The organism is Leptospira kemamanensis, from assembly GCF_004769665.1.
Classification (GTDB): domain Bacteria; phylum Spirochaetota; class Leptospiria; order Leptospirales; family Leptospiraceae; genus Leptospira_A; species Leptospira_A kemamanensis.
Genome location: NZ_RQGG01000044.1, coordinates 1 through 1,577, shown reverse-complemented (window position 1 = coordinate 1,577; position 1,577 = coordinate 1). Strand labels below are relative to the sequence as shown.

The window sequence follows — 1,577 nt, the reverse complement described above, 5'->3', positions numbered from 1 at the left end:
TTTAAGAGGTTGGGATTACCTGGTATTTACAATTATCCTGTATCACTAAATGTTGATTATATTGAAGGTGAAAAATTAAATTTAACAAATTTTCTTAAATTGTTCCTAGACTAGTTTAAATTGTGGGAATTTAGTGCAGGAGTATATAAATTGTTTTTCTTAACGATATATTCTATCTCTGTGAAAAAGAAACTATTATGAATAAAATCAATCAAAGTGAGTAGAATTGTAAAAGTTAATGCATAATTTTGAAAACTTATTTAAAAACAAAAAAGCGATAATTACTGGTCACACAGGATTTAAAGGTTCTTGGTTATCTATTTGGCTCCAAAGTTTAGGGGCAAAAGTGATTGGTATGTCTTGGGATATTCCGTCTACTCCCTCTCTCTTTGAAGAATCTAAAATTTTCAATCAGATTGAGGACCATCGCATTGATATTAGAAATATTGAAATGGTTAAAGATTTATTTAAGAATTCTCAACCAGATTTTGTTTTCCATCTAGCTGCTCAGCCCTTGGTGAGACTCTCCTATAAAGATCCAATCCTGACGTATTCTACCAACGTCATGGGTACTGCTAATATCCTGGATGCATTAAATGAAATTAAGAAGAATTGCATTGCTGTGATTCTAACCAGTGACAAGGCTTACGACAACGTAGAGTGGGTGTGGGGTTATCGAGAAAACGATACACTTGGAGGATCGGATCCTTATAGTGCCTCCAAAGGAGCGGCTGAACTTGTAATTAAGTCGTATATTAAGTCATATTTTACCGGAAATGCATCTAAAGTAAAAATTGGAATCGGAAGAGCTGGTAATGTGATCGGAGGAGGAGATTGGGCTAATGATAGAATTGTTCCTGATTGTGTCAGAGCTTGGTCTAAAGGCGAAGTATTACAACTTCGTAATCCATATGCTACTAGACCTTGGCAACATGTTTTGGAGCCGCTCAGTGGTTATTTGAACTTAGCATTTGCATTAAGTGTAGATGCTAAGGTCCATGGTGAAGCATTTAATTTTGGTCCACCTTCTGAAAATAATCACACAGTTCTAGAATTGGTAACAGAAATGCAAAAACACTGGGAAGCTGTGCTGTTTGAAGACATTTCATCTAGTCATGATGGGCCTTATGAATCTGGACTTTTGAAATTAAACTGTGACAAAGCCTTGCATCAATTAAAATGGAAAGCAGTTTTGGATTTTGAAACAACAGTCCGTATGACATCACAATGGTATGAAAACTTCTACAATCGGAAAATTAATGTGCATGATTTTTCTTTGGCACAAATTAGGGAATACATTCAGATAGCAAAATCTAAAGGAATGGCTTGGTCTAGAGATTGAAGAAAATAGATGATATAAATGGCATTCTACAAACACCTTTGAAAATCATTCCTGGGGATAAAGGTGATGTATTACATGCGATGAAAAAATTTGATCCTGGGTTTTCGGGTTTTGAAGAAGCATACTTCTCTTCTGTGCAAAAAGGAGAAACGAAAGGCTGGAAAAAGCATTTGGAAATGACGTTGAACTTGGTAGTGCCTGTAGGAAGAATACAATTTTACGCTTATGATGATAG

Annotated in this window: 1 protein-coding gene and 1 pseudogene; both read left to right on the top strand. The window is 35.3% G+C overall.

Annotated elements, in window-relative coordinates; all coding sequences use genetic code 11:
- Positions 1-238: 238 nt before the first annotated feature.
- Positions 239-1,342 (top strand): CDP-glucose 4,6-dehydratase, encoded by a 1,104-nt coding sequence (rfbG, locus tag EHQ59_RS15760; RefSeq protein ID WP_135620689.1) that lies wholly within the window; start codon positions 239-241, stop codon positions 1,340-1,342.
- A pseudogene (locus EHQ59_RS15755) lies at positions 1,339-1,577 on the top strand (dTDP-4-dehydrorhamnose 3,5-epimerase); the annotation flags it as partial. The gene rfbG and the pseudogene EHQ59_RS15755, both read left to right, overlap by 4 nt.